The organism is Providencia sp. M-27 (assembly GCF_011077905.1).
Lineage (GTDB): Bacteria > Pseudomonadota > Gammaproteobacteria > Enterobacterales > Enterobacteriaceae > Providencia > Providencia huaxiensis.
The window spans coordinates 445,915-471,876 of record NZ_JAALBT010000001.1 but is presented as its reverse complement, the minus strand read 5'-3'; the positions used below and the strand labels follow the sequence as shown (position 1 = coordinate 471,876).

Below are 25,962 nucleotides of genomic sequence, written 5' to 3'. Positions count from 1 at the left end.
CAGAACTATGTTCGAACAACGCGTAAATTCTGACGTACTAACCGTTGCTACTGTAAATTCACAAGATCAAGTAACTCAAAAACCGTTACGTGACTCAGTTAAGCAAGCACTGAAGAACTATTTTGCTCAATTAAATAATCAAGATGTTAATGATTTATATGAGCTGGTATTGGCTGAAGTAGAACAGCCTTTGTTGGACATGGTTATGCAATATACCCGTGGAAACCAGACCCGTGCAGCCCTGATGATGGGTATCAACCGCGGAACTCTGCGTAAGAAACTGAAAAAATACGGCATGAACTAATCCTAGTCGGTTAATGCAGTGTTTTTGTGAGCCCTCACTGTAACGCAGTGAGGGCTTTTTATTTGCAAAAATAATGGCTGGTTGCCAAAATAATGTGCTAGGCCATTTGGGTGGATAAACTGAACTGCTGAACAGCTTGTTGTAATTCTTGCGTTTGCTCCGCTAATGAACTGGCCGCTGTAGCCACTTGCTCAACTAAAGCCGCATTTTGCTGCGTAACACCGTCCATCTGTGTAATAGCGACCCCAACTTGGGCTATCCCTTTGCTCTGCTCTTCTGAAGCCACCGTGATTTGCGCCATAATTGCAGTCACTTCATTGACTCCCTGTAAAATATGCTCCATCGTTTTCCCCATCTCATTCACCAACCCCGTTCCTTTTTGTACGCAAGTTCCTGAATCTGCGATAAGCCGTTCAATTTCCATCGCAGCTTCCGCACTGTGGCTCGCTAACTTGCGTACTTCTGCAGCGACTACCATAAAGCCGCGTCCATGCACACCAGCACGAGCGGCTTCGATGGAAGCATTGAGCGCCAAAATATTAGTTTGGAAACTAATATCGTTAATCATGTTGATAATATCAGCGATTTTCTGTGAGCTTTGAGAGATTTCAGTCATGGTCACGACAACCGAATCAACAATGCTATTCCCTTTATTAGCGGCCACAAACGCTTCGCCTACAAGTTGATTAGCTTGATGTGTGTTTTCCATATTCAGTTGAACTGCTGCGGTAATTTCCTCCATACTCGCAGCTGTCTCTTCCAAAGCAGCGGCCTGCTCTTCTGTTCGTGATGAAAGGTCGCTATTACCATTTGAAATCTCACTTGCTCCCAGATAAATATTTTCACTTCCTTGCCGGATTGAATTGACCGATTCACTTAAGTCTTTTCTCATCCCTTCAAGTATTGGAAACAATTTTCCTACACAACTATTTCCGAATGGCTGTATAGGATGGCTTAAATCGCCTTTGGCGATATCGATAAAATGCTGCCTTAATAAGCCTAATGGTTTTTGCATCATCTCTGCCATATAGCGATCCGTAAAAATGAGCATGAAGATCCCTAATATTGCCGTGATAATCATAACCATTCGCGTAATATCCATCACGTTATCAACATGATTTCGAGCTTGGCTAATCAACTCTTCTGCAGTTTGGTTGAATTTTTGAATTGATGCACCAAACGTTCGGCTCAATGCAGGAGTGACATTGTGGGCGTGAGATAAATATTTATTGGTATCACTTTCCATACTAAGGGTTAATTGAGGTTTTACCCCATCATCAAGTAGTGCTTGCCAGTTATTAATTACCTGTTCTGCTATTTCAGGCGTCATTGGCCCAGGGGAAATCAATTTCATCTGCTCTAAATATTTTTCCATATTGGACATCGCTTCTTTGACTGGGCCATAATCCACCGTTTTCCCTTCACTTTTACTTTCCATTACTCGGGTTAACCGAGTGACAAAACGAAAATATTGGTCATTTCCCTGACTAATTACCGTCATTTGCTGCACTAATTGTCTATCGATGTCATTTCCATCTGCGATACGTGATAGTGACCAACCACTGTATACATTCGTTCCCCCCAAGATCAGGCACAAAATACTTAATAATACGAAGACCACAGTGCGGATTGAGTAATTTCGAAGTTTCTGCATAGAATTTCTCTTTCGCTGGGATAAAATAAGGATATTTAACTTTATCGGCACTATAGAGAAATATTTTAACCACTGTATTTGGTTGATTTTTACCCAAAATAAGTAAAAGCACTTATATTTCAAAGGGTTACTATTTGATTTTGGAAATCAAAGAATAATAAAAATTTGAGATTAATATGAGGAATTTGAAGTAGATCGCTAAATGCAAACATCCAACCTGGGTAAATGAACCATCCTTATCGCTATTATCACACCTAACCTAGTGCAAAAATTGCTACCCACTCAATTAGACACTCCGATAAGTCAACAGCTTATTTTTACTTAAATCAAATAATTAGCTACAGAATAAATTTGTTTAAATTAATTGATCTTGAAACTAACAATAATATAATAAGATTGATTATCATTTGCATTATCATTACAAAAGGCAAGCCTACTCCAATGAAAAACATTTCCTCCGTTGGAAACAATATGGTTAAATTTAAGCCAAATTTTATTTGTTTCATTATTTTATCAACACTTTCTTTTACGACACATGCAGCCAATAAAGAACTTGAATCACCACAACTTCAAGAAACAACTGATGCTATTGAGCTACAAGATAGTTATGCACGACCTGACTATGTTGAAATAGAACGTTTACGAGACACCAAACAAATTATTGTTATTTCAAAAGAAGATATTCAAGGCAAAGGAAACCGCACAATCTCTGATGTGCTTAAATCCGTTCCTGGTATTAGTGTCGATACCTCTGGACAAGGTAATATTGACTTGCGGGGACAAGGGGCTGAAACCTCACAACGTAACCTACAAGTATTACTTGATGGGGCTCCAATTACCACATTAGCAAATCACCCTTATACCACTAACTACGATATTATTCCCGTTGAACAACTTGAGCGTATTGAGATCATTCCCGGTGGTGGAAGCGTTATTTACGGCTCAGGGACTGCCGGTGGCGTCATTAATATCACTTCAAATCTGAGAAGTATGGCTGATCCAAAAACAAGTGTTTTATCTGAATGGAACTCAGAAGGATATCGCTTAAATGCCAATTTGGGCGCTCGGGTTAATGATAAGTTTTCAATTTTAGGTACTGCCAGTAAACTAAATCGTGATCTTTACTATAAAGATACCTACCGTAATTCAGAATATTATTCATTAGGTGGAAGATGGGATCTTACCCCAGATCAAAGCCTCATGTTACAAGGAAGTCATCTCACTGAAAGTTCTCAATACGTGAAAACGCTCACATCACGTAATATCAAAAAGTATGGTAAAGACTACGTTCCACCAGACAAAACCGTCACTGTCGGTATTGATGAGAATGGTAAACTAATTAAAAAAACAATCAGCGGTTATCTGATCGGTGACCGCGAAGTCGATAGCTATAATTTAAGTTACCAAAATGCACTTACTGAAAAACTCAATTTTGCTACAGATGTTTTCTACACTGATGGTTTTTATACTAATAATGCCAACTGGGAACAAAAAGTTAATCAAAAAAGCCATGGAACAAAAATCAAATTAGATATCGGCTATCTCGATGATAGCAATCTACTTTTTGGCGTAGATTATGCAAAACAAAAGGCTTCTATTCATTATATTGGGAGCTATAAAAAAGACAGTAAAGGCCGATATTATGGGGTTCCTCATAATTTTGATTATGATAAAACAACAAAGGCAGTTTATGTCCTTAATAGCCTGAAATCAGATCAATTTGTATTTACTCAAGGGTTGAGACGTGAATTGTCGGAATGGTCATTTGATAAAAGTGGCACAGTAAATGGGTCTGGTACTTCAGACCGTTGGAATACCGCAGCTGAACTTTCTCTTGCTTACCTTTATCGCGATACTGGCCGAATTTATGGGCGATACGAACGAGGCTACACCCTTCCCGATGGCTTGCAAATCAGCGACCAATCTGTCGTCAATGGTGAGAAAATTTACACTCCCACTAAGGCCGAAGATGAAAAATATGACTTATTTGAAGTCGGTTTAAGAGACAAATTAGCGTTTAGTACTGTCAATGTCACGTTCTGGACATCCAATACGAATAACCAGCTAAATCGTATTTATCTCACTAGCGTCAATGATGCGAAGACAATGAACTTGTTAAAAACTCGTCGCTGGGGAGCTGATGTTGACTTCCAACAGACACTCGGTGATTTCACTTTCCAAGAATCCTATTCATGGCTCAGAGGGCGTTCTGATTATAACAACCATGGCCGTCAGTTTTTGGAAGAAAACGGCAAAAATACCATTGATTACACAAAAAGTGGTTTAACTAAAGTGCCAGAGCACTCCGTTAAGCTAAAAGTAAAATACGACTTCACCGAAGATTTATCGGGAGATATTCAGTACACCTATTACGGTTCGTACAATAATTTCCTTTCTGATGCCAATAAAGAGGAAGATGGCGTTGTTAAATCACGTGAGCTCATTGACCTCAGTGTTCGTTACACACCAATTGAACATATCGAATTATATGGTGGCGTCACTAACTTAATGAATAAAACTTACTACGACTATGTTACTGCAGGTTATGGTTCATTGATTCCTGGAAATGAGCGCTCATTCTTCGCAGGTATTAAAGCTACCTACTGATTTAAACAGGAAACGTTTCAGTGACTATACACCCGTTTTTTCGTTATAAACTTGCTTTAGCGCTGTCACTCGTTATCCATATCATTGTCATTATGTTTATCGCCCTACAAATAGGTAGGGCGGTACCTATAGTGGAAGGGACGGAAACGATAACTTTATCTCTAGGGGGAGCAATGGGCTCTTCAGGGGGCACAGGAGAACAAAGTAGTAAGAAACAAGCGCAATTACAAGAAGTTGTATCAGAATCCCCCTCGAAGGCTGAAGCTGCTTCCCAACAGAAGCAGGTTAGCAAGTCTCAACCGAATGAAAGTAAAATACCTTCAAAAGCTCAACTTAAAAATTCATTGATTCCGGTGAATGTTCCCGTTGATAACACGATTGAATCGCCTTTACTCACGCAAAAAACAAAAGTAAATACAAAACCGGAAATCAGTCAGTCCGTACAAGGAAAAAAACAAGAAAAGCAAAGTAAATTACTGAACAATAACTCTCGAAATAACACAGAAAATCAACTTATTGCTAATAAGATAAGCCATGAGATGCAACAAGGCTCACAAGAAACGGCTAAAGAAATGCCATCTAATTTAACTGCTGAAAATCATTCTTCCGCAAACCCATCCGCTTCAGAGAGTAATCAAAGTGGTAAAGGGAATAATGTATTATCTGGTAATAGCCAATTTTCGGCTAATGGTGATGGAAGTTATACTGCACTCGGTTCGAGTGGTATTTCCTATACAATTTTACAGGATGCAACCCCTAAGTATCCAAAAGAGGCTCGCTCCTTAGGTTATACAAAAGTGGTTAAAGTACAACTCCGGCTATTAGTTGGATTAGATGGTCAAATTGAGTCCGTTGAAATACTAAATAATAAAATTCCTGATTTAGGTTTTAAAGAAGAAGCGGTTAAAGCGATTAAAAAAATGGTCTTTAAGCCCATTGTTTATCAAGGACAAAATATTAAAATGTATTTTAAAAAAACCGTCATCTTTCAATATTAGCCACAAACCATCGTATCGTTGGATAGGAAAAAAGGTACAGCGAACCCTCACTGTACCTTTGCAGTTATTTTACAGCCTGTGTTTTGAAAAATTAACGGTATATCGGTAACAAATTAAACTGCGCTAACAATTGGCAAATAATGCCGACGACTCCAAAGGCGATAACAGCATAAATTAACCCTTTTCCGCCCCACACTTTGAATCTAGAATCAGGAAAACGTTCTCTTACTTTTAATGCCATAACAGCAGGGCAAATAATTGCCCAGATACATGCAGCCATACCTGCATAAGCTATAGCGATTAAAAAACCATTTGGGAATAACATGCAAAGAATAAGTGGTGGCAAGAAGCATAATAATGCAGATTTCATTCTACCCGATGGGTTGTCCTTAAAATTCAACGAAGCAAGAATGTAATCAAATAACCCAATTGCGACGCCTAAGAATGAACAAAATACAGCACTAATAGAGAACCACAGTAAGAATGTTGCGATATTTTTGCTATTGAGTACTGCATATAGTGATTCAATAAATGCATCTAAATTACCACCTTTATTGATAATGGTTAAAAACTCAGGTCTGGGTAGGTTTCCCATCGTTCCTAATATCCATAGAAAATAGAGAACCAATGCCAAAACACAACCAATAATACAGCTCTTAACAACCTTTCTTTCATTCTCATGGTATAACTTATATAAGCTACAAACGTTACCATGATAACCAAAAGATGTGATTGCATAGGGAATAATAATAAAAACAAATGGTAGTAATGATGCTTGCCCACCTTCTACTGGTGAGGTTAACAGTAAGTCTGTTTTAACAATAAGAAATAGTCCAGAGAAAGCCAGTACAAACAAAATTATTTTGATAAATAAAAATAGTGATGTTAAACGACTTGCCCCGATACCACTCCACCAAATACTCGCGCCTAAGATTAAGGTGAATAAAATAAATATCAATCTTAGATTTATGCTGTATCCGTAAATGGCAGCGGCTTCTTTAATAACTGAACCTGCTGCAGATATATAGGCATATATTAATATATAAAGTACAAATATTAATGCTATATTGGCAATGTAACATGCCCATTTTGGTAATAGTTCTTTAGATATAAAAAAGTAATTCGTTCCTGAACCATATTTTGATATACATTCTAGAATATATATTCCAGAGTGAAACATAAAAAAGCAAACAATTAATAAAATAACTACAGAGTTAATAAACCAAGCTCCTGCCATAATAGTAGGCAAACTAAACATTCCTGCCCCTATCATGGCACCGCCTAGCACAAAACCCCCTACCATTATGGAGGGTTCTTTCTTGGCTGCCGAATTATTCATGGTGTTTACCTTAAGAATAAGGATGAGGTTCCCGCATTGCACGGGAACCATAAGAACAACCTATTATTTAATTGGTTTTAATCTCGCAGTAAAGTGTCTTAATACTGGCGGTTCATATTCGAAATCTAGCCCTTTTAGGGTTGCAAATTTATCTTTTAAGCCAATCAGAGCATCTGCAATGTAATCCATGTGGTCATTGGTATAAACCCGTCTAGCAATCGTTAATCGCATAAACTCCATATCAGCATGTTTTTGTTTACCCGTTTCAGGATCACGGCCTAATAAGAATGAACCAATTTCAACCGCACGAACACCTGATTCTAAATAAAGTGCGTTAATTACCGCTTGAGCTGGGAACTGATCACCTGGAATATGTGGAACAAGTTTCTTACAGTCAACAAATACCGCATGGCCGCCTGTAGGATACTGAATTGAAATACCACCTTCACGTAAACGGTCACCTAAATATTTAACTTGGCCAATACGATAATGCAGATATTCTTCTCCAGCCCCTTCTTCAAGCCCCTGTACCATTGCTGCCATATCACGCCCTGCAAGACCACCATAAGTCACGAAACCTTCCATTGGTACGCAACGCTGTCTTGCTAAGGTAAAGATTTTTTCATCATTTTTAATACTGACTAACCCACCAATATTTAATAATGGGTCTTTTTTCGCTGACATTGTTAATGCATCAGCATATTTATACATATCGAGAATGATTTCTTTGATAGTAGAATTTTTATATTTAGGATCACGTTCTTTAATAAAATACGCATTTTCACAGAAGCGCGCAGAGTCCATAACAACAAAAATATTATGTTGTTTTGCAATTTCATAAACTTCTTTTAGGTTAGCCATAGATACTGGCTGACCGCCCGCACTATTACAAGTTACTGTAGAAACGATAGCCACAACGTTTTCTGCACCATGCTTTGCAATATTATCTTTTAATTTTTGAATATCAAAGTTACCTTTCCAGTCATCATAAGTATCCGAGTCATAGGCTTTTTCGGTAACAATATTAATTGCTTTACAACCGTTTAATTCAACGTGCGCTGCTGTTGTATCAAAGTGGAAGTTAGAAATAAATACAGGTTTTTTCGCGCCGCCTTGTTCCTGTTTAACTTTCAATAATACAGGGAACAACATATTTTCAGCACCGCGACCTTGGTGAGCAGGAATGATATAATCATAGTCAAACATCTCTTTCACTTTATCTTTTAAATCATAATAGTTACGAGATCCTGCATATGCTTCATCACCAGTGATCATTGCTGCCCACTGGTGGTCACTCATCGCATTGGTGCCTGAGTCAGTTAATAAATCAATATAAACCGCACTACTTGGCAGTAAAAATGGGTTATATCCAGCTTCTTTTAGCGCTGCTTCGCGTTCTTCTCTTGATGGAATACGGATATTTTCTACCATTTTAATACGGAATGGTTCTACAATTCTTTTAGCCATGATAATACCTTTAATTTTTCATTAAATAATAAATATTAGAGATTTAACCTATAATGAAATAAGTTAAAAAAACTTTAAGGAAAGAAAAAAGAAAGGTTATTTATTTGGAAAGAAGAAGGCTAAGGAAATATCAATATTGAACCATTTCTTCATATAGAAGAAATACCTTGATATAAGTGATTCGTTTAACAAGAACATACTATGACTCCTATCAACGAGGAATTAGTACAACCGACTGCTGTTATATATATAACAGTTGTATTACCAAAGTAATCGCCATTGTCATAATATTGTACCTATATCACACTATTCTTGATATAGGCCAGAACAACTTGACTCAAATCACAGTATTAATCTCTATATCAAATTAAGAATTTAATATGATGATTTTTCGCTTAATCACACCAATTAAGATAGGCATAAATAATGTAATTAGATAATTAGACAGGTTAATTTAACTTAAATTTATTTCAACTTAAGTTAAATGGGTAAAATATTTTTTATTTTACCCATTATTCAATCAATTAATAATTACTGAGCATCTTTGCCATATTTAGGTGATCTAGGCCCATATAAGATACCATTAGGCTTACCTGCAGATAATAACCTGACACTTGTTATACCCGCAATTGCATAGCTTTTGTCCGTCATTGTATCTACGATTTGGTTAACAACCGCTGAAACTAATGCTCCAATAATACCATTTGAGGAAGAATTATTTTCAGCACTCGATGCCGTCGCGGAGCCACTCCATAATAATGTCCCTGTTCTGGCATCAACTAATTTCGCATCCGCGGTGACACGAGTGTCACTAGAAATGACCTGATAACTTGTACCATACTCAGTAATATTCAAATAAAGTACTGCATCAGTACCAAAAATTTCGCGCAATTTTGCAGGTGGAACAGCCTGAATATCGCCCGCATTTGTTATCCCATTTTGCTTAAATGTTTCTTCAACAACAGCAACAGGGAAAACATAATAACCCGCTTCAGCTAAAGGAAGCGTCGTTTGTGATAATAATCCATGACTGGCTTGTACTTCTGGTGAGCTATTTTGTGGTAACAGTACCAGAATACTTTTGGGCTTACTTTGATTAAATGCCGTGTAATCAACTTTCGTTGGCTGAGCACACCCCGTTAATAACCATGTCATTATCAATCCACAGACTATAAGTAAATGTTTCATTTTACTTTTCCTTTATTCTTCATGAGAAAATCCATGTAAGCCGCAGATTCTGGATACAATGCTTTTTCTGCAGTAAATTCTTGCATTGCAAGATCAATCGCTCCGGTTGTTGAATACAATAACCCTAAATGCGCATGCAGCCCCGGTGGAGTTGCCAAACCATTTGCTTTACTCATTTCCAAATTCTTTTTCAAAGTTTGAATTTGTTCTTGAGGGCCAGTTTCTGTTTGTTGGTAATATTGGTAAACCGTTGTTTGATAACCGTCCCAGTGATATAGCGGTTTTGGTTCATTAGCACAGCCATTTAATAAAATAGTACCGGCTAAAACAGCCAATAATTTAATTTTCATGTTATTCCCTTATTTAGCTGGCTGCCATGCACCACTTTCAATACCAGAAACTAAGTTATTTACAGCTTCCCTAATTGCTAAATCTAATACTTTGCCATTTAAAGTTGAGTCATAACTGGCTGTGCCACCAAAACCAATCACTTCCCTATTTGATAATTCATATTCACCAGCACCTTGTGAAGAAAATACCACTTCAGATGTTTGAACATTAACAACGTTTAAATTAACTTTGGCATAAGCGACTTGTGATTTTCCACGCCCTAAAATACCGAATAATTGGCGATCTCCTACTTCTTTTCGCCCAAATTCAGTCACATCACCAGTAATCACGTAAGTTGCACCTTTTAACTGTTGCGATTGGCCTTTAATTCCAGCTTCTTCTTTAAGTTCTTGCATATTTGCACGGTCTAATACATTAAAACGCCCCGTTTGCTGCAAATGTGTCATCAAAATAGTTTTAGATTGATTACCTAAGCGATCAACGCCATCAGAGAAAATGCCATTCATATAACTAGAACGATTATCAAATTTCCCTATTGATATTGGGCTTTTAGGACCTGAATATTGCGTGTTATATGTTGCAACTTTTTCTACGGCTAAGGAACGAGAAGATTCTTTAGCACAACCGGTTAATAATGCACTTGCAATAAAAATTGATGCAATGCTGATTTTGGATATATTCATTTAGCTATCTCAATTAAAAGAAAATTAGAATTAGAATTAATTTCTGCATTGTTATTTTGCATTAAATGAAAAACCGAATCTAGTCAAGATTACTTATTTTTTATCTTATATTTAGTTTTACTTTCAATTACTATAGTATTCATAAAGTAACTAGGGTTTACTAAAATGGTTTTCCAAAATAAAATCAACCGTTTGATTATGTATTGATAGATTTAGAGGAAATGATTTAATTAGTAATCTTTAGTGATGATATCTAATATGGCCACGTATAATTAGTAATGTATAGTATTAACTGTATTTATTGGATTCTAATTATAATTTCCTAATTAGCGGTTATATTTCCATATAATAAGTTAAAGTTGTCTATTTTTTCAATGTGTCATTGGAAAGAGACCTTTCTCATCTTGCATGTGCAGATTTACTGCAAACTATATCCATTTCCTGCATTAATTTAACCTTTAATTAACATTAAGCATTGTACTTTACCTTAGAAACGTTGAGTGTAACTAAGTCACCTTGGACTCAAGAAATAGGCTTGTAATTAAAAAAATCAAACCCTCACCATAAGAGAGTTAGCCATGACAATGCAAACAATCGCAGTGAAATCATTTGGTTCTACAAAAACAACATCTAAAGTTTTACTCATTTGTTGGATGAGTATTTTATTTGAAGGTTATGATGTCGGTGTTATGGGGGCAGTTTTACCTACACTTGCTGAATATAAACAGTGGAATTTATCTCCTCTAGAACTAGGTGCTTTGAGTAGCTATGCGCTTGTTGGGATGTTTTTCGGCGCGTTTATCATCGGTACTTTGAGTGAATTGTATGGTCGGCGCCGCATGTTACTCGCTTGTGTTACCTTATTTTCATTGACCATGTTAGGCGCAGCATTCGCACCAACGCCTTGGCTTTTTGGTTTAATGCGTTTTATTGGTGGCATTGGTTTAGGAGGAGTTATTCCTGTTGCAGCGGCACTCACGATTGAATATTCCCCAACAGAAAAACGCTCTTTTAACTATGGAATTATGTATTCAGGATATTCATTAGGTATATTAAGTGCCGCGCTCGTCGCAATGTGGTTATTAGAACACTTTGGTTGGCGTAGCGTGATTGCATTTGGTGCATTACCTCTATTACTTATTTGGCCAATGGCGCGTATTCTGCCTGAGTCATTAGAATATTTGACACACAAGGGCTTACATTCTGAAGCTCAAGCTCTCGCTAAAAAACTCGACATTGATTACCAATCATCTTCAGAATATGTGCAACATAAATCACAAAGTATTAAAGAGATTGTAGCAGTTGTATTTGCTTGGCGTCATTTGCGTGCCACAGCTTGCTTCTGGGTTGCATTATTCTGTGGGATGCTATTAGTTTACGGGTTAAATACTTGGCTGCCATCTATTATGCGAAAAGAAGGTTATAACCTTGGCTCTAGTTTAACATTTTTAATTGTGTTCAGTTTAGCCTCCGCATTAGGTGGATTATTTCTCGGAAAAATTGCAGATAAATATGGCGTACGTAATTCTGTCGCATTTTTCTTTTTACTGGGTGCAATCGGTGTGGGTTGCTTGATATTCAAGCAAAATATCTATATGAATTACGTTCTCGTGGCTTTTGCAGGTGTTGGAAGTATTTCTGCCGCACTCATATTAACGGGTTATATTGCCAATTATTATCCATCCAATGCACGAGCTTCCGCAACAGGTTGGGCCCTCAGTTTTTCTCGAATTGGCGCAATGACAGGCCCTATGTTTGGTGCTTATATAGCTAGCCTGGGGATTGCCACTAGCTGGAATTTTATTGCTTTTGCTATCGTTGCCGTCATCGCAGCTACCGCGGTTATTTTGTTACCTAAACAACGCGCACTATAATGACCAAAAAGGATAGGGTTTTCCCCTATCCTTCTTGAATGAGAACGCATTAAACCATCACTAGGTATCAATGCAAAGATTGATAAGAAACTTGAGCTCCCTTAGTTAATTTATCTTCATTCGAATAAGTACTTTCTATTTCAATTAAGGATTGGTCCGCCATATTGTATATTTTGTTATACAAAGGAAACTGAGGACGATAACGGATCTCTTTCGTGGCAAAATCCATCATTAAATATTGTTGCGAACCTCTAACTATATTCGAAACAATTAAACCTTGATTGCCGACTTCTAAGCTGTTCATGTGGTTATAACCGCTTTCTGCCATCACCTCAAAATTACCATTAGTATGAAATTGCATCAAAGAAAATAAGCGACGTGAGGGCTCTTGAGCAACTACAAAAATATCACCATTACGATTTTGTGCTGATTCATTGATCCTGACAGGCAGCCATTTACTGCTAATAACCTGTTTTGTTGAGATATCCATAATAACTTCTAATGATCCCATTTGATTGCCATAGCTATACCACATCACTATTTTATCTCGATATGTTGCATAAGAAAAATTTGAATTTCCTTCAATTTCTTCAGGATATAATGACTTGGCTAAATCTCGAACATTCATAAAATGTTCCCATGTCATTCCTTTATCAGCACTGATAAAAATATTTTCATTATCCGCAACAACATAGAAAGGAGAGCTTTTAGATAAGTAGATTTTTCCCATAATCAACGTTGAAAATAGCTTGCCAGTTTTTTTACTCCAAGGTGTAAATTCACTCACTGAAAAATCAGTTAAGTTAATTTTTTGATAGCCATCACTGAACATCATTAAACATTGTTTTCTTTCACAAACCGCATTATAGAAACTTTGATCGCTATGAGTAATAAAATGCACGCCATTATTATCTGCAAATAAAATCTGGTTATCATATTCGCTTGAAGGCATATAAGTATTATAAGAAGAGTAATAATAATTAGAACGGCCACTTTTTTTAGCTACAATTAGCATCCCATTTTCTGCTGGAAATGTTGTTGCAAAATCATAACTACTAATCGGGAAGCTATTTTCATTGTGGTTTTTCCACTGCCAATCAACCGTACCAGCACGAATAAAAATAATAAAAGTGAAAGCGAGACTTAGTGCAAACACCAAAGCCAAAAAGAGAAAACGTTTACTCAGAAATGGGTTCATGAGCGCACCTCCGTCACATAATCCGTTTGGCCATTATTACGACGTAAATGCTTCAAAATATATTGCGCTTGATAATACCCACTTCCACGCTGAGATAATTTAAAATATATCGCCACGCACAAAGCAATAAGAAAACTGATACCGAATAAAATCGTTACTGCGAAACTGATAAATAGCACACCTGTATCCACAATATTAACCCAGTCCCAATAATCCCAATATCCGCCTTTCTCTAGGGTTTCGGAAATTGATAACCCTCCGGCCATAAAGACAAAGAACATTAAAAGTAAGCAAACGAACCCCCACAGCCCGAAATAAAAACCTCGTTCTTGAGGAGCCCCCTTACCAATCAAGCTATAGGCAAGTCCGTCTTGGTGATTGTAAATACCAAAAATTACCTGATCTTTTGAATGCGCTTGGATATTTTTATGAAAAACCTCAAGTTCGTCACCTTGAGCAATAAAGAGATTATGGTTGTTAAATAACGGCTCATTGGCTGAAACCAGAACATCCATATGGCTTTTATTAATCTGCAAGCCGACATGATTAAGCTTTTGTTCTGTATCCCCTCTTGCAACGGTTAAGCTAAGGGTTGAGGTAATATTAACCTTCCCACGAGTGGTGAGTAATGACGCTTTATCACGATAATTATCGACTGATTGACGCAATTTACGGGCTTTGGCTTTCGAGGTTTTAATCCCTGGAATGTTAATTTCCTGCTCTTGCTCGCTTTTTTGGTATTGCCCATCAATAACCAAATCCAACGCCTTTAAAATTCGCTTTCGTTTTGGACTTAAAATATATTTTGTTTCGGCTAATGCAAGGCCAAACAGAACGATCCCGCCGAAAGCTGCTAAACCTAGAATTGCCACTAGGATGATCATTAAGAAACTATCATCTGCATTAATAAAACAGTAATACACTGCAGGAATTAGCATCATTAACAACAATGAAACTAAATATTGTATTCCTAACTTTCGAGTAAAACCGACTGTTCTGTCAGGCTCTAAACGACCATGCTTTTCATGGTAAACCCATTTACCCCAATAGCTTCCATCGTTCATCTCTTCTGCGCAAATTATCAATGAGTCACCTTGCTGTATGCGCTCTAAAAAAATTTCGCTATTTGAAAAATCATCCTGATTAAAGAAAAATACTTTTTCACAAGCAATCAGTCTTACCATCCCCATTGGGCTGACATTTCGATAATCACACTGAGTAAGATTGACATGGAAATATTGAGCTCGCATGAATAGTGCCTAATTTGCTAAGTAAATTTAACATTATGATAATAAATAAAGGTATATAGCCCTAGCAAAACTTACCTTATAATAAAATAATTCAGACAATGATTAACGCCTTTAACCGCCAATTATCTTAGGCGTTATACTCTAAATAATTCATGGTGCAGTTAGGCGACAAATGAATGAGACGCTAGGAGCCTACACCAGTAGGTGACTAGTGCGAATGAGTGCAGTCAACAACACGGCAACGTGAAGTATGACGAGTATAATAACTAGCAAAGCCCATAATTACTGATAAACTGCATTACATACAAAGTTTGTGAGTGAAATGTGGCAATAAAACAATTTTACCACTCCTTCCTTTAACAATAATTTTGAATGACAGCGATGACATCACAACCTGCATATAAGCAAATTCAGTCTTACATTTTACGCAGTATTGATTTAGGAATTTTTAAGCCTGAAACTCAAATTCCCACAGAACTTGAGCTGTGCGCTCAATTTAATGTGAGCCGTATGACGGTGAATAAGGCCATTTCCGAGTTAAGCCAAAAAGGGATCTTGAATCGTATTGCAGGAAAAGGCACATTTGTTGCCACTCAAAAACATGAACTCCCCGTTACAAAAGCATTTGATATTTTTGATGAAATTTCAACAAGCGGTAATAAATATAGCGGTCACCAATTACAACTTAAAATTATTTCGGCATCAGCAGAAATCGCACTACAGCTAGGAATTAGTGAAGGAAGTGATGTGGGTTACTGTAAAGTCCTACATTTTGAAAATGATATTCCTTTAATGTTAGAAGAACGCTATGTTAATCATGCCATTGTGCCTGATTTTGTTAAGCAAAAATATGGTGACACTGAAACGCCGAGCGGTTATTTACAACGCCATTTTCCTGTTAGTGAAATGGAACATACCATTGAAGCCGCATTAGCCACAAAATCCATTGCTCAATCATTATCAATTAAAGAAAACTCACCTTGCTTACAACTTAGCCGTCGCACTTGGACAGGTAGCACTCTAATTAGCTACGTTAATATGATCACAGCTGGCTCGCGTTACAAATTAAAATTACATTCGCGAATTGAGAATTAATGCAAAATAAAAAAATGGGGCAAAATTGCCCCAAAGCGACTGATAAAACAAAAAATATCAAGCACAACTACATCACAACAAATTCGTTTTACATTCCCTGATAAATAGGGCCTTCGCCTCCTTGAGGGGCTGTCCAAGTGATATTCTGTAACGGGTCTTTAATATCACAAGCCTTACAATGTAGGCAGTTTTGCGCATTAATTTGCAGTTTTTCTTCGCTCTTATCCTCTACAATTTCATAGACTCCCGCGGGACAATAACGCGTCTCGGGCGCAGCATATTTCATTAAATTAACTTGGATAGGGACATTAATATCCGCTAGTTTTAAATGGCAGGGTTGTTCCTCTTCATGATTCGTATTCGATAAAAACACGGAAGAAGGCTTATCAAAAATTAATTTTCCATCGGGTTTTGGGTAATTTATTGGCGAAAAATTTCGTGCTTCTTTTATTCCTTCATGGTCTGCGTGTTTTAGCTTTAAAGTCCACGGACTACGGCCTTTTAATAACAATTGTTCCGCACCAAATAACATTGACCCAATCACTAACCCTTTTTTCATATAGGGTTTAAAATTGCGTGTTTGATAAAGTTCTTGATATAGCCAGCTCTCTTCAAATAGCTGGCGAAATTGTTTTTTAAACTGTGAATAGTCAACCATTCCATTCTGGTTAGCACTGAACCAGGCTTCTGCTGCTAATAACCCACTTTTCACTGCACAGTGTGTACCTTTAATTCGAGCTGCATTAAGAAAACCTGCATCATCACCGATTAGTACACCACCGGGAAAGCTCAATTCAGGTAACGCGGCCAGCCCACCGGCCACCATCGTTCTAGCGCCATAGCTAATACGCTCTCCCCCTGATAAAAAAGCACTAAACTCAGGGTGGGTCTTTAAACGCTGAAACTCATCAAACGGTGATAAATAAGGATTTTCATAATTTAACCCGACCACCAAACCCACTGCGACTAAGTTATCTCCATAGTGATAAGCAAAGCCGCCGCCATAGGTGTGGTTATCTAGGGGCCAACCAACAGAATGCACAACCAGCCCTGCTTGGTGTTGCTCTTTGGGAATTTGCCAAATCTCTTTGATGCCCAAGCCATAGGTTTGTTTACCGCTCTCTGCCGCTAAATTAAAATGATTTATCAATCTCTTACCTAGCTGGCCACGGCACCCTTCCGCAAAAAAGGTCATTTTTGCCAGTAAATTCATACCTGGTTGGTACATCGCTGTTGGGTTGCCTGATTTATCCAGCCCCATGTCTCCGGTGGTGACACCTATTACTTGGTTTTTATCATCAAACAACACGTCAGTGGCAGCAAATCCGGCAAAAACATCAACACCTAATCTTTCAGCCTCAACGGCAAGTGCAGCACTTATCTGCCCTAAGCTACCAATGAGGTTGCCATTATTTTTCAAACAGCTTGGCAATAAAGATAGAGGTAAATGGCTCGCTTTATTTTCTTTCAACCATAAAAAACGGTCATGGTTTACAGGGGTTAAAGAAGCCGACACCTTTTGTTGCCAATCTGGCAGCAATTCATCAAGAGCCCGAGGGTCTATCACCGCGCCAGATAAAATATGAGCACCTATCTGCGCACCTTTATCAATTAAACAAACTGATATCTCTGTGCCTTTCTCTGCTGCTAGCTGCTTTAATCGTATTGCTGCAGATAACCCTGCGGGTCCACCACCGACAATCAGGACATCGAACTCCATCGATTCCCGCTCGGGAGCCTCGTTTATCTTATCAATATTGTCGATAGCCATTTGTCCACCTCTTACGCTAATGCTTTGTCAAATTCCGGTAAGATCTCAAATAGATCGCCAACAATGCCATAATCCGCGACTTGGAAAATCGGTGCCTCAGGATCACTATTAATAGCAACGATCACTTTACTTTCCTTCATACCAGCAACATGTTGAATTGCCCCGGAAATCCCTACTGCGATATATAAATCGGGTGCAACGATTTTCCCTGTTTGTCCTACTTGGTAGTCATTTGGAACAAAACCAGCATCTACCGCAGCACGTGAAGCACCCACCGCAGCGCCAAGTTTGTCAGCTATCGTTTCCAATAACGCAAAGTTGTCACCTGAACTCAAACCTCTCCCCCCTGAAATAACCACTTTTGCAGAGCTCAATTCCGCACGGCTTACTTGGGTTAGAGATTGGCTTTTTAACTGACTACGCAAGGGAATATCAGCAAAGGAGACTTTTTCAATTTCAGCATGATTTTGCGCTTCATATCCCCCAGAAAATGCCGAACTACGCACTGTAATGACCACCTGCTGGCCATTATTTTGTACTGTTGCTAACGCATTTCCTGCATAAATAGGCCTAATAAAAGTTTGAGGATCAATAACTTGGGTAATGTCTGAAATTTGTGCGATCCCTAACGTTGCCGCAACCCGTGGAGCAATGTTTTTACCAAATGTCGTCGCTGGAAACAGTAAATGGGTATATTCTTTTGCGATACTTGCCACTGCATGGCCCATCGGCTCTGCAAGTTGGTTTTTAAGGTTATCTGATTGTATTTCTAGGACTTTACTCACGCCCTGTATACTTGCAGCTGACTGAGCGACCTGTTCCGTCTCACTTCCTGCAACTAATAAGTGCAAATGACCACCAGCTGTGAGAAGTTGCTTTGCAGCGTTAATACTATGATAAGTAGATGTTTTTATTGTTTGATTATCATGTTCGACAACCACTAATACCGATATTTGGCTCATAGATATTTTCCTCGATTAAATCACTTCTTTCGCTTGTAATGCACTAACTAGCTCTGTCGCGCTGCTTAACAATGTGCATTGCCCCGCTCGTTTTTTAGGTTCTGAGACACTCAGCGTCTTAATTTGCCCTAATGGCGTAAAATCCATCTCAGCAATATCGATAATATCTAACGTTTTTTTCTTAGCTTTCATGATATTAGGCAAAGTAGCATAACGAGGTTCATTGAGCCGTAAGTCCGTTGTGATAACCGCTGGTAATGGCATCTCTAACGTTTCTAAGCCACCATCAATTTCCCTTGTCACTTGCAATAATTGGCCTTCAAGCTTCACTTGTGAGGCAAATGTTGCCTGCGGGTAGTCCAATAATGCACTAAGCATTTGGCCGATTTGATTACAGTCATCATCAATCGCTTGTTTACCTAATAAAATAAGATCTGGCTGTTCCTTTTGCACAATTTGTTGAAGTAAACGTGCAATATCCAGTGGTTCTAAGGTTAACTCTTCAGGCTTTTGGACTAAAACCCCGCGATCTGCCCCAATCGCCATCGCACTGCGTAATGTATCTTGATAACTAATATCACCAACGGAAACAGCAATAACTTCTGCCGCTTTTCCCGCCTCTTTTAAACGTACAGCTTCTTCGACAGCAATTTCATCGAAGGGGTTGATGGCCATTTTGACATTTGCCAGCTCAACTCCTGAACCATCGGCTTTCACTCTTATTTTGACGTTATGGTCTATCACTCGCTTCACTGCGACTAAAATTTTCATAGCAACTCCTATCCCAATTCTTCAGCGATTGGTGGGTATGGTAATGTTCTAAAATCGTTTTTTAGGTTGAGAGAAACCGTAACAGTGATATTCACACTGCTACTGGCTATCTCAATTTTTACTATTTTGAATGCTAATTTTTTATGAAATGGTTATTTACTCGTAGGTAATATCAATCTGTCTGCCACTGACATAGGCCATTTTTTAATCGCCACATAGTAAATAACGCTGGTTGCGACTAAACCCACAATCCATGAGATATCAACCCCGCCCAGTTTTTCGACTAAAGGCCCGGTATAGAAGCCCGTGGAAATAAATGGCAATTGAATCAATACCCCAACGATGTAAGTGATAATCCCAACTTTATTCCAACGTCCATAACGGCCATTTGGATTAGCTAGCTCAGGTACATCGTAGCGGCCTTTAGTGACCCAATAGTAGTCAACGAGATTAATTGCACTCCAAGGGGTGAAAAATGCGAGTAAAAACAGTAAGAAGGCAGAGAATAACTTTAAGAATGAGTGCTGGCCTGCTAACCCTAAAGCGGTCGAGAAACTCACCATCAGAATAATGAAAAATAACCTTTGTCCGCGAGAAATTTGGCTTTTCCCTCGGAAACCACACCAGATCGCTGCCATAGACATAAAGCTACCATAAGCATTCAGTGCAGTTATGGTCACTTTCCCATAAAAAATACTGATGTACAGCAACGCCGCGATTAAACCTGTGCTACCTAACCCTACGATATAAGAGACTTCGTTACCTGCAAATTGATTGCCGGCAAGTGCTGCGGCAAAAACCCCTAAAATCATTGATGCTTGCGTACCAATCACTGTACCTGAACCGACGGCCAAAAAGGCTTTAATTGTCGGGGTTTTAGTCGGTAAATAGCGAGAATAGTCAGCAACATAAGGCCCAAATGCAATTTGCCAAGAAGCGGACAATGACATCGCTAATAGAAAGTTCGTCCAGCTAAAATGGCGGTTTTCGAGTAGTATTGAGACATCATTCATATAAAACAGACGGAAAAATAGATAGAAGAACGTAATTACGCCTATAACGCTCGCCACTTTCCCTAAAATATGGATGATGCGATAACCACAAATTGTGATGCCGATTATCACCACACCAAAAATGATAATTCCAACCCAATCCGTCACATGTAATAACTGACCAACCGCTTGCCCTGCCAGCACAGTACCACTAGCAGAAAATCCGACATACATCATACAAACCAGTAAGATAGGGATAACTGCACCGTATACGCCAAACTGTACACGGCTCGAAATCATTTGTGGTAACCCCAATTTCGGCCCTTGCACCGCATGCAAGGCCATCACCGCACCACCTAATAATTGGCCAATAAATAAGCCTATTAATGACCAGAATACATCGCCACCCAGTACCACAGCCAAGGCCCCAGTGACAATTGCGGTTATTTGCAAATTAGAACCAAACCAAAGTGTGAATTGGCTTGATAAGGTGCCGTGGCGCTCGGACTCTGGAATGTAGTCGATGGAACGCGCTTCGATTAAAGGTACATTCTCCTGCCGGGCTTTTTGCCCTGTTGCGATGTCGTTTGAAACTGTCATGGTAACTCCTCTTTAAGCAAGGCTGGCTTAAAGAATGAACCAATTAATCGTAATGGAACCGCAATAACTACAGTTGTAAGGTACAGTTATTAAGCATTACGCTGGGTGATGTTTTATCTGTTATTCACCCTGAATAACTAATTGAAATACATTCTTAAACCTGATTGTTGTTGTGTTTTTAATTCCATGATCCTGTTGTCAGGTAGTGCTTCCTATGGTGCTCCATAAACCAGTAAACGCCTGTCCCGCTTACTGGCTCAATACTGATAAATAACTTAATGGGCGTCTAAAACGGCACGTGAAATAATAATTTTTTGTATTTCTGACGTCCCTTCAAAAATTCGTAAAATTCGTGCATCCCGCACATAACGCTCGAGAGGCAGGTCACGAATATAACCGTAGCCTCCGTGAAGCTGTAATGCTGCATCCGTAACAAAACCTGCGCATTCAGCTGCAAACAATTTTGCCGTAGCAGATTGCAAACTAAAACGTTCCCCTGAATCACGTAATTCCGCAGCTTGCCAAGTCAACATACGAGCAGCTTCCAATTGCGTGTGCATATCCGCAATACGCCATTGGGTTCCTTGGTAAGCCGCTAATGGCTTTTTACCAATTTGGCGTTCTTTTACCCAGCCTAAAGCACTTTCCATCGCGGCTCGAGCAATACCTAGTGAGGTTGCGGCCACTTCGACGCGCCCTTTATCTAAAACTTCCATGGCGGTATGAAACCCTTTGTTTTCCTCTCCCAGTAATGCAGATTCAGGTAGCCAACAATTCAGTGCTAATTCATAAATGGTGCTACCCCGTAACCCCATGGTTTTTTCAGGTTGAGAAAATGCCACACCTTCCGTGCCTTTAGGGATCATAAATGCGCTGATCCCGCGAGCCCCTGCTTCTACATCCGTTTTCGCATATAACACGATGAAATCAGCTTCTTTGGCGTTAGTAATATAGTGTTTATTACCCCGAATGCGCCAGCCACCATTTTCACGAGTTGCCACGGTTCGCATATCTGCAGGGTTAGAGCCAGCAGCTGGCTCAGTTAAGCCAAATGCACCTAATAATTCCCCAGCTGCGGCTTTTGGTAACCAATGCTGTTTTTGCTCTTCTGTACCGCCAATCAGAATTGAATCTGTCGCTAAAAAATGCGCTGTTAGAGCCGATGAAGTCGAAGCACAAGCCGCTGCAACCGCTTCTACCACCTTACTCATCGCTACACTACCAATACCAAAACCGCCATACTGTTCAGGTAAATTAATTCCCCAACAGCCCATTTCCCCCAACGCTTGTAAACTTTCAGCGCAAAAAGTTTCGGTTTCATCGTATCTTTGTGCATTCGGCTGTAAAATGTCGTGACAGACTTTTTCTATCGCATCCACAACGGCTTGTTCTGTTTCATTAATATCAAAACTCATTGCATCGTCTCCGCATTTTTAATTGTTGTTTTCGCTGGCTTATAAACTGCGTTTGCCTCACCTAATTTCGGAGCCCGGTGGGTCGAATGAGGTTTCTTTCCATTAAAAAAAACCGGTTGAGAAACCAATGGCGTTCCTCCGTCATTCAGGTGTGTTAGCACTTGCCTCACTTGGGCATGCTCACTTTGTGTGGCTTGGTGTAAATTATGGATTGGTGAGGCAGGCACACCCGCGTTTAATAATATGTCGCATACCTCTTCAACGGTTTTTTGGCATGTCCAACTTTCGATTTCTTCTCGAAGCTCAGCTTGGTGCTGTGTTCGACTCGGGTCATTAAGGTAACGTGGGTCGTGGCATAACTGCGGTTTTTCCATACACTCGCAAAAGCGTTGAAATAACTTTTCACTGGCAATCGCGATAACCACTAAACCGTCTTTTGCTTGATAGGTATCGAATGGCGTGGATACTGGATGGCGGTTCCCCACTAAGCTCGGGGCCTTATCATTCGCAAATAGGTTTGAAAGCCCAGTTAACTGCATGCTTAATAAGACATCCACCATCGCCACATCAATATACTGTGCCGCTTCGCCATGACGCTCTCGCGCAAATAACGCACTGCTTATCGCCCATGATGCAAACATCCCTGCACACACATCGCCAATTGACTCACCGCTACGTGTTGGCCCCGTTTCTGGGAAACCCGTGACACTCATAAGGCCCGACATCGCTTGTGCCACGATGTCATAAGCGGGATAACTGGCTAATGGGCTATTTTGTCCAAAACCAGAAATACTGGCGTAGATTAATTGGGGGTTGTGCTGCTTCAAGCTATCGAAATCGATACCAAGTCGTTGAGTCACACCAGGGCGAAAGTTTTCAACTACCACATCACTTTCTTGGATTAATTGGAATAGAATAGCTCGGTCTTCATCCGCTTTAAGATCCAATTCAATACTGCGTTTACCTCGGTTAATCAAACCGTAATAAACACTTTCACCATCAATGAATGGCCCTAAATGGCGGCTATCATCACCGTGGTTGGGAACTTCGATTTTGATCACTTCAGCACCGAGATCGGCCATCATACCCGTGCAATAAGGGCCGGCTAACACACGGCTTAAATCGATCACTTTGATCCCCGCCAGTGGCCCTTGTCTTTTCTGAGTTAACGCAGCATTCATACTGAATTCCTTCTATTTCAGAAAGATGCCAGCTCAATTTCAGCTGGCACACGACATTACTTCACCATAGGCAAATTAAGCCCTTGCTCTTTCGCACAGTTAATGGCGATGTCATAACCTGCATCTGCATGGCGCATAACACCTGTTGCAGGGTCATTATGTAAAACACGCGCTAAACGTTTATCTGCAGCATCGGTTCCATCACACACAATGACAACCCCCGAGTGCTGTGAGAAGCCCATTCCAACACCACCACCATGATGTAAACTGACCCATGTTGCACCACCAGCGGTATTTAACAGTGCATTCAATAAAGGCCAGTCTGATACGGCATCAGAGCCATCTTTCATGGATTCCGTTTCACGGTGTGGGCTTGCAACAGAGCCTGAATCTAAGTGATCACGACCAATGACAATCGGGCCCTTTAACTCGCCACTTTTCACCATTTCGTTGAAAGCACGCCCCAATCTTTCTCTGTCTTTTAAGCCTACCCAACAAATACGAGCAGGAAGCCCTTGGAATGCAATACGTTCACGTGCCATATCGAGCCAATTATGTAAGTGTTTGTCATCGGGTAATAATTCTTTTACTTTTTGGTCTGTTTTATAGATATCTTCTGGGTCACCTGATAACGCAACCCAACGGAATGGACCAACACCTTCACAAAATAGTGGGCGGATATAAGCAGGAACAAAACCAGGGAAATCAAAGGCATTGCTAATCCCTTCATCTTTTGCCATTTGGCGAATATTGTTGCCATAGTCAAAAGCCGCTGAGCCTCGTTTTTGCATCGTTAGCATCGCATCCACTTGTACGGCCATACTTTTTTTCGCCGCTGTGGTTACCTCGGCAGGTGCAGTTTGCTGTTTTTCACGCCATTGGGCGAGTGTCCAGCCCTGTGGTAAGTAACCGTGTACTGGGTCATGGGCACTCGTTTGGTCGGTGACTGAATCAGGGGTAATATTGCGTTTCACCAGTTCACTGTAAACATCAGCCGCATTACCTAATAGCCCAACAGAAACGGGTTGGCCATTGGCTTTGGCTTCTTCGATATATTGCAGGGCTTCATCAAGCGAAGTCGCTTTTTTGTCTACATAACGGGTTCTTAGGCGAAAATCGATACGGCTTTCATCACATTCGACCGCTATCATGCTAAAACCCGCCATGGTTGCTGCTAACGGCTGCGCCCCGCCCATCCCACCAAGGCCACCAGTTAAGATCCAGCGCCCTGCAGCGTTACCATTAAAGTGCTGTTTAGCAAGCGAAACAAAGGTTTCATAGGTGCCTTGAACGATCCCTTGAGAGCCAATATAGATCCAAGAACCAGCCGTCATTTGGCCGTACATCATTAAGCCTTTGCGGTCTAATTCATTAAAGTGATCCCAATTCGCCCAGTGAGGAACAATATTTGAATTTGCAATCAATACACGCGGCGCATCTGGATGGGTAGGGAACACACCGACGGGCTTACCTGACTGCACTAGCAAAGTTTGGTCATCTTCCAACGTTGTTAGCACATCTAAAATTTTGTCATAGCATTCCCAATCACGTGCCGCACGGCCGATGCCACCATAGACCACTAAGCTTTGAGGGTGCTCAGCAACATCCGGGTCTAAATTATTTTGGATCATGCGGTATACCGCTTCTGTCAGCCAGCTTTTACAGGTTTTCTCACTGCCACGTGGTGCGCGGATCACTCGAGTTGAGTCAGTACGATTTAACATGGTTGTATCCCCTATCATCCATTTTTAATTAACTTTAAATTAACAATTTTATTTGTAATAATCTGCGAGATACCTAGTTAGTGGCGATGCACCTGCGTCTTCAAACCAATTAATTGATTATAAATCAACTAATTAATTTTCTATCAACTTGCTCGAGACTATCTATTCATTGAGAGTGTTTATCGATGATTTAAATATATATACATTTACTTCACAAAGTATATACATTTAAATTTGAAATTTTGTAGGAAGTGTGAAGGTTGGAATACCAAGGGAGTTATACAACAACAAGTAGATCCCTGTTTCTAGAGAAAAAGTTGTATATACATTTAATTTTTCACATAGAAACAAGCAAATAGCTGAAATGGGAGATACCTCACATTCTAGAAAAGTAGAAAAGTTAACAGTTAAAATGACTAAAATTCGTCTTCATAAGATTATCACCTGCCATACCATCGTATCATCCCCTGATTAGGTACTATCTATTTATGCAATAATTTATTATCCCAGTGAGATACCCTAACCTGAACTTAAATAT

The 25,962-nt window shown here is 39.6% G+C and carries 20 protein-coding genes; 5 read left to right on the top strand and 15 right to left on the bottom strand.

From position 1 onward, the window contains the following. The first annotated feature begins 7 nt into the window (after positions 1-7). On the top strand, positions 8-304 hold the full coding sequence (gene fis / locus G6Q48_RS02160; RefSeq protein ID WP_004258438.1) for a DNA-binding transcriptional regulator Fis: 297 nt from the start codon (positions 8-10) through the stop codon (positions 302-304). Between the two features lie 97 nt (positions 305-401). On the opposite strand, the gene G6Q48_RS02155 is transcribed toward fis, so the two are convergent. Continuing rightward, positions 402-1,958, bottom strand: a complete 1,557-nt coding sequence (locus G6Q48_RS02155; protein ID WP_166264301.1) for a methyl-accepting chemotaxis protein — start codon at positions 1,956-1,958, stop codon at positions 402-404. Positions 1,959-2,429: 471 nt separating this feature from the next. Here G6Q48_RS02155 and G6Q48_RS02150 point away from each other — a divergent pair, with 471 nt between their 5' ends. Both G6Q48_RS02150 and G6Q48_RS02145 read left to right on the top strand, forming a co-directional pair. Further along, a complete protein-coding gene (locus tag G6Q48_RS02150) occupies positions 2,430-4,565 on the top strand; it encodes a TonB-dependent receptor (RefSeq protein ID WP_242685772.1) in 2,136 nt (711 codons plus the stop codon). Between the two features lie 173 nt (positions 4,566-4,738). Beyond that, complete coding sequence (locus G6Q48_RS02145; RefSeq protein ID WP_166264296.1) at positions 4,739-5,563, top strand: energy transducer TonB; 825 nt, start codon at positions 4,739-4,741, stop codon at positions 5,561-5,563. Between the two features lie 91 nt (positions 5,564-5,654). Here the strand turns inward: G6Q48_RS02145 and G6Q48_RS02140 are convergent, their stop codons facing one another. The 5 genes from G6Q48_RS02140 to G6Q48_RS02120 form a co-directional block, all read right to left on the bottom strand. Continuing rightward, positions 5,655-6,902: an aromatic amino acid transporter gene (locus tag G6Q48_RS02140; RefSeq protein ID WP_102137960.1), complete on the bottom strand. Its 1,248-nt coding sequence runs from the start codon at positions 6,900-6,902 to the stop codon at positions 5,655-5,657. A gap of 63 nt (positions 6,903-6,965) precedes the next feature. Further along, complete coding sequence (locus G6Q48_RS02135; RefSeq protein WP_102137961.1) at positions 6,966-8,369, bottom strand: tryptophanase; 1,404 nt, start codon at positions 8,367-8,369, stop codon at positions 6,966-6,968. Between the two features lie 531 nt (positions 8,370-8,900). Then, on the bottom strand, positions 8,901-9,557 hold the full coding sequence (locus G6Q48_RS02130; protein WP_102137962.1) for a DUF799 domain-containing protein: 657 nt from the start codon (positions 9,555-9,557) through the stop codon (positions 8,901-8,903). Further along, the gene (locus tag G6Q48_RS02125) at positions 9,554-9,907 is read right to left on the bottom strand and encodes a DUF4810 domain-containing protein (protein WP_166264294.1); all 354 of its coding nucleotides are present in this window, start codon (positions 9,905-9,907) and stop codon (positions 9,554-9,556) included. The genes G6Q48_RS02130 and G6Q48_RS02125 overlap by 4 nt, the downstream gene beginning before the upstream one ends. 9 nt (positions 9,908-9,916) lie before the next feature. Continuing rightward, a complete protein-coding gene (locus tag G6Q48_RS02120) occupies positions 9,917-10,591 on the bottom strand; it encodes a CsgG/HfaB family protein (RefSeq protein WP_102137964.1) in 675 nt (224 codons plus the stop codon). Positions 10,592-11,169: 578 nt separating this feature from the next. Between G6Q48_RS02120 and G6Q48_RS02115 the strand changes: the two genes are divergently transcribed. Further along, a complete protein-coding gene (locus G6Q48_RS02115; RefSeq protein ID WP_166264292.1) occupies positions 11,170-12,465 on the top strand; it encodes an MFS transporter in 1,296 nt (431 codons plus the stop codon). Positions 12,466-12,532: 67 nt separating this feature from the next. Here G6Q48_RS02115 and G6Q48_RS02110 read toward each other — a convergent pair whose 3' ends face one another. Further along, a complete protein-coding gene (locus tag G6Q48_RS02110) occupies positions 12,533-13,663 on the bottom strand; it encodes a hypothetical protein (protein WP_166264290.1) in 1,131 nt (376 codons plus the stop codon). Then, positions 13,660-14,913 carry a hypothetical protein gene (locus G6Q48_RS02105; RefSeq protein WP_242685771.1) on the bottom strand — a complete coding sequence of 418 codons (1,254 nt, stop codon included), beginning with the start codon at positions 14,911-14,913 and terminating at the stop codon, positions 13,660-13,662. The genes G6Q48_RS02110 and G6Q48_RS02105 overlap by 4 nt, the downstream gene beginning before the upstream one ends. Before the next feature lie 381 nt (positions 14,914-15,294). Here G6Q48_RS02105 and G6Q48_RS02100 point away from each other — a divergent pair, with 381 nt between their 5' ends. Further along, positions 15,295-16,008: a UTRA domain-containing protein gene (locus tag G6Q48_RS02100; protein ID WP_102137967.1), complete on the top strand. Its 714-nt coding sequence runs from the start codon at positions 15,295-15,297 to the stop codon at positions 16,006-16,008. Between the two features lie 88 nt (positions 16,009-16,096). Here G6Q48_RS02100 and G6Q48_RS02095 read toward each other — a convergent pair whose 3' ends face one another. The 7 genes from G6Q48_RS02095 to hutU all read right to left on the bottom strand — a co-directional run bounded on the left by G6Q48_RS02095 (position 16,097) and on the right by hutU (position 25,424). Continuing rightward, positions 16,097-17,779: an electron transfer flavoprotein-ubiquinone oxidoreductase gene (locus G6Q48_RS02095; RefSeq protein WP_102137968.1), complete on the bottom strand. Its 1,683-nt coding sequence runs from the start codon at positions 17,777-17,779 to the stop codon at positions 16,097-16,099. Between the two features lie 11 nt (positions 17,780-17,790). Then, entirely contained in the window at positions 17,791-18,741 is a 951-nt protein-coding gene (locus tag G6Q48_RS02090) for an electron transfer flavoprotein subunit alpha/FixB family protein (protein WP_166264288.1), read from the bottom strand. 15 nt (positions 18,742-18,756) lie between these two features. Further along, the gene (locus tag G6Q48_RS02085) at positions 18,757-19,512 is read right to left on the bottom strand and encodes an electron transfer flavoprotein subunit beta/FixA family protein (RefSeq protein ID WP_166264286.1); all 756 of its coding nucleotides are present in this window, start codon (positions 19,510-19,512) and stop codon (positions 18,757-18,759) included. Positions 19,513-19,664: 152 nt separating this feature from the next. Beyond that, the gene (locus tag G6Q48_RS02080) at positions 19,665-21,104 is read right to left on the bottom strand and encodes a purine-cytosine permease family protein (protein WP_102137971.1); all 1,440 of its coding nucleotides are present in this window, start codon (positions 21,102-21,104) and stop codon (positions 19,665-19,667) included. Positions 21,105-21,379: 275 nt separating this feature from the next. Beyond that, the gene (locus tag G6Q48_RS02075; RefSeq protein ID WP_166264284.1) at positions 21,380-22,519 is read right to left on the bottom strand and encodes an acyl-CoA dehydrogenase family protein; all 1,140 of its coding nucleotides are present in this window, start codon (positions 22,517-22,519) and stop codon (positions 21,380-21,382) included. Further along, positions 22,516-23,700: a CaiB/BaiF CoA transferase family protein gene (locus tag G6Q48_RS02070; protein WP_166264282.1), complete on the bottom strand. Its 1,185-nt coding sequence runs from the start codon at positions 23,698-23,700 to the stop codon at positions 22,516-22,518. The genes G6Q48_RS02075 and G6Q48_RS02070 overlap by 4 nt, the downstream gene beginning before the upstream one ends. A 56-nt stretch (positions 23,701-23,756) precedes the next feature. Beyond that, positions 23,757-25,424: a urocanate hydratase gene (gene hutU, locus G6Q48_RS02065; RefSeq protein WP_166264280.1), complete on the bottom strand. Its 1,668-nt coding sequence runs from the start codon at positions 25,422-25,424 to the stop codon at positions 23,757-23,759. Positions 25,425-25,962: the final 538 nt, after the last annotated feature.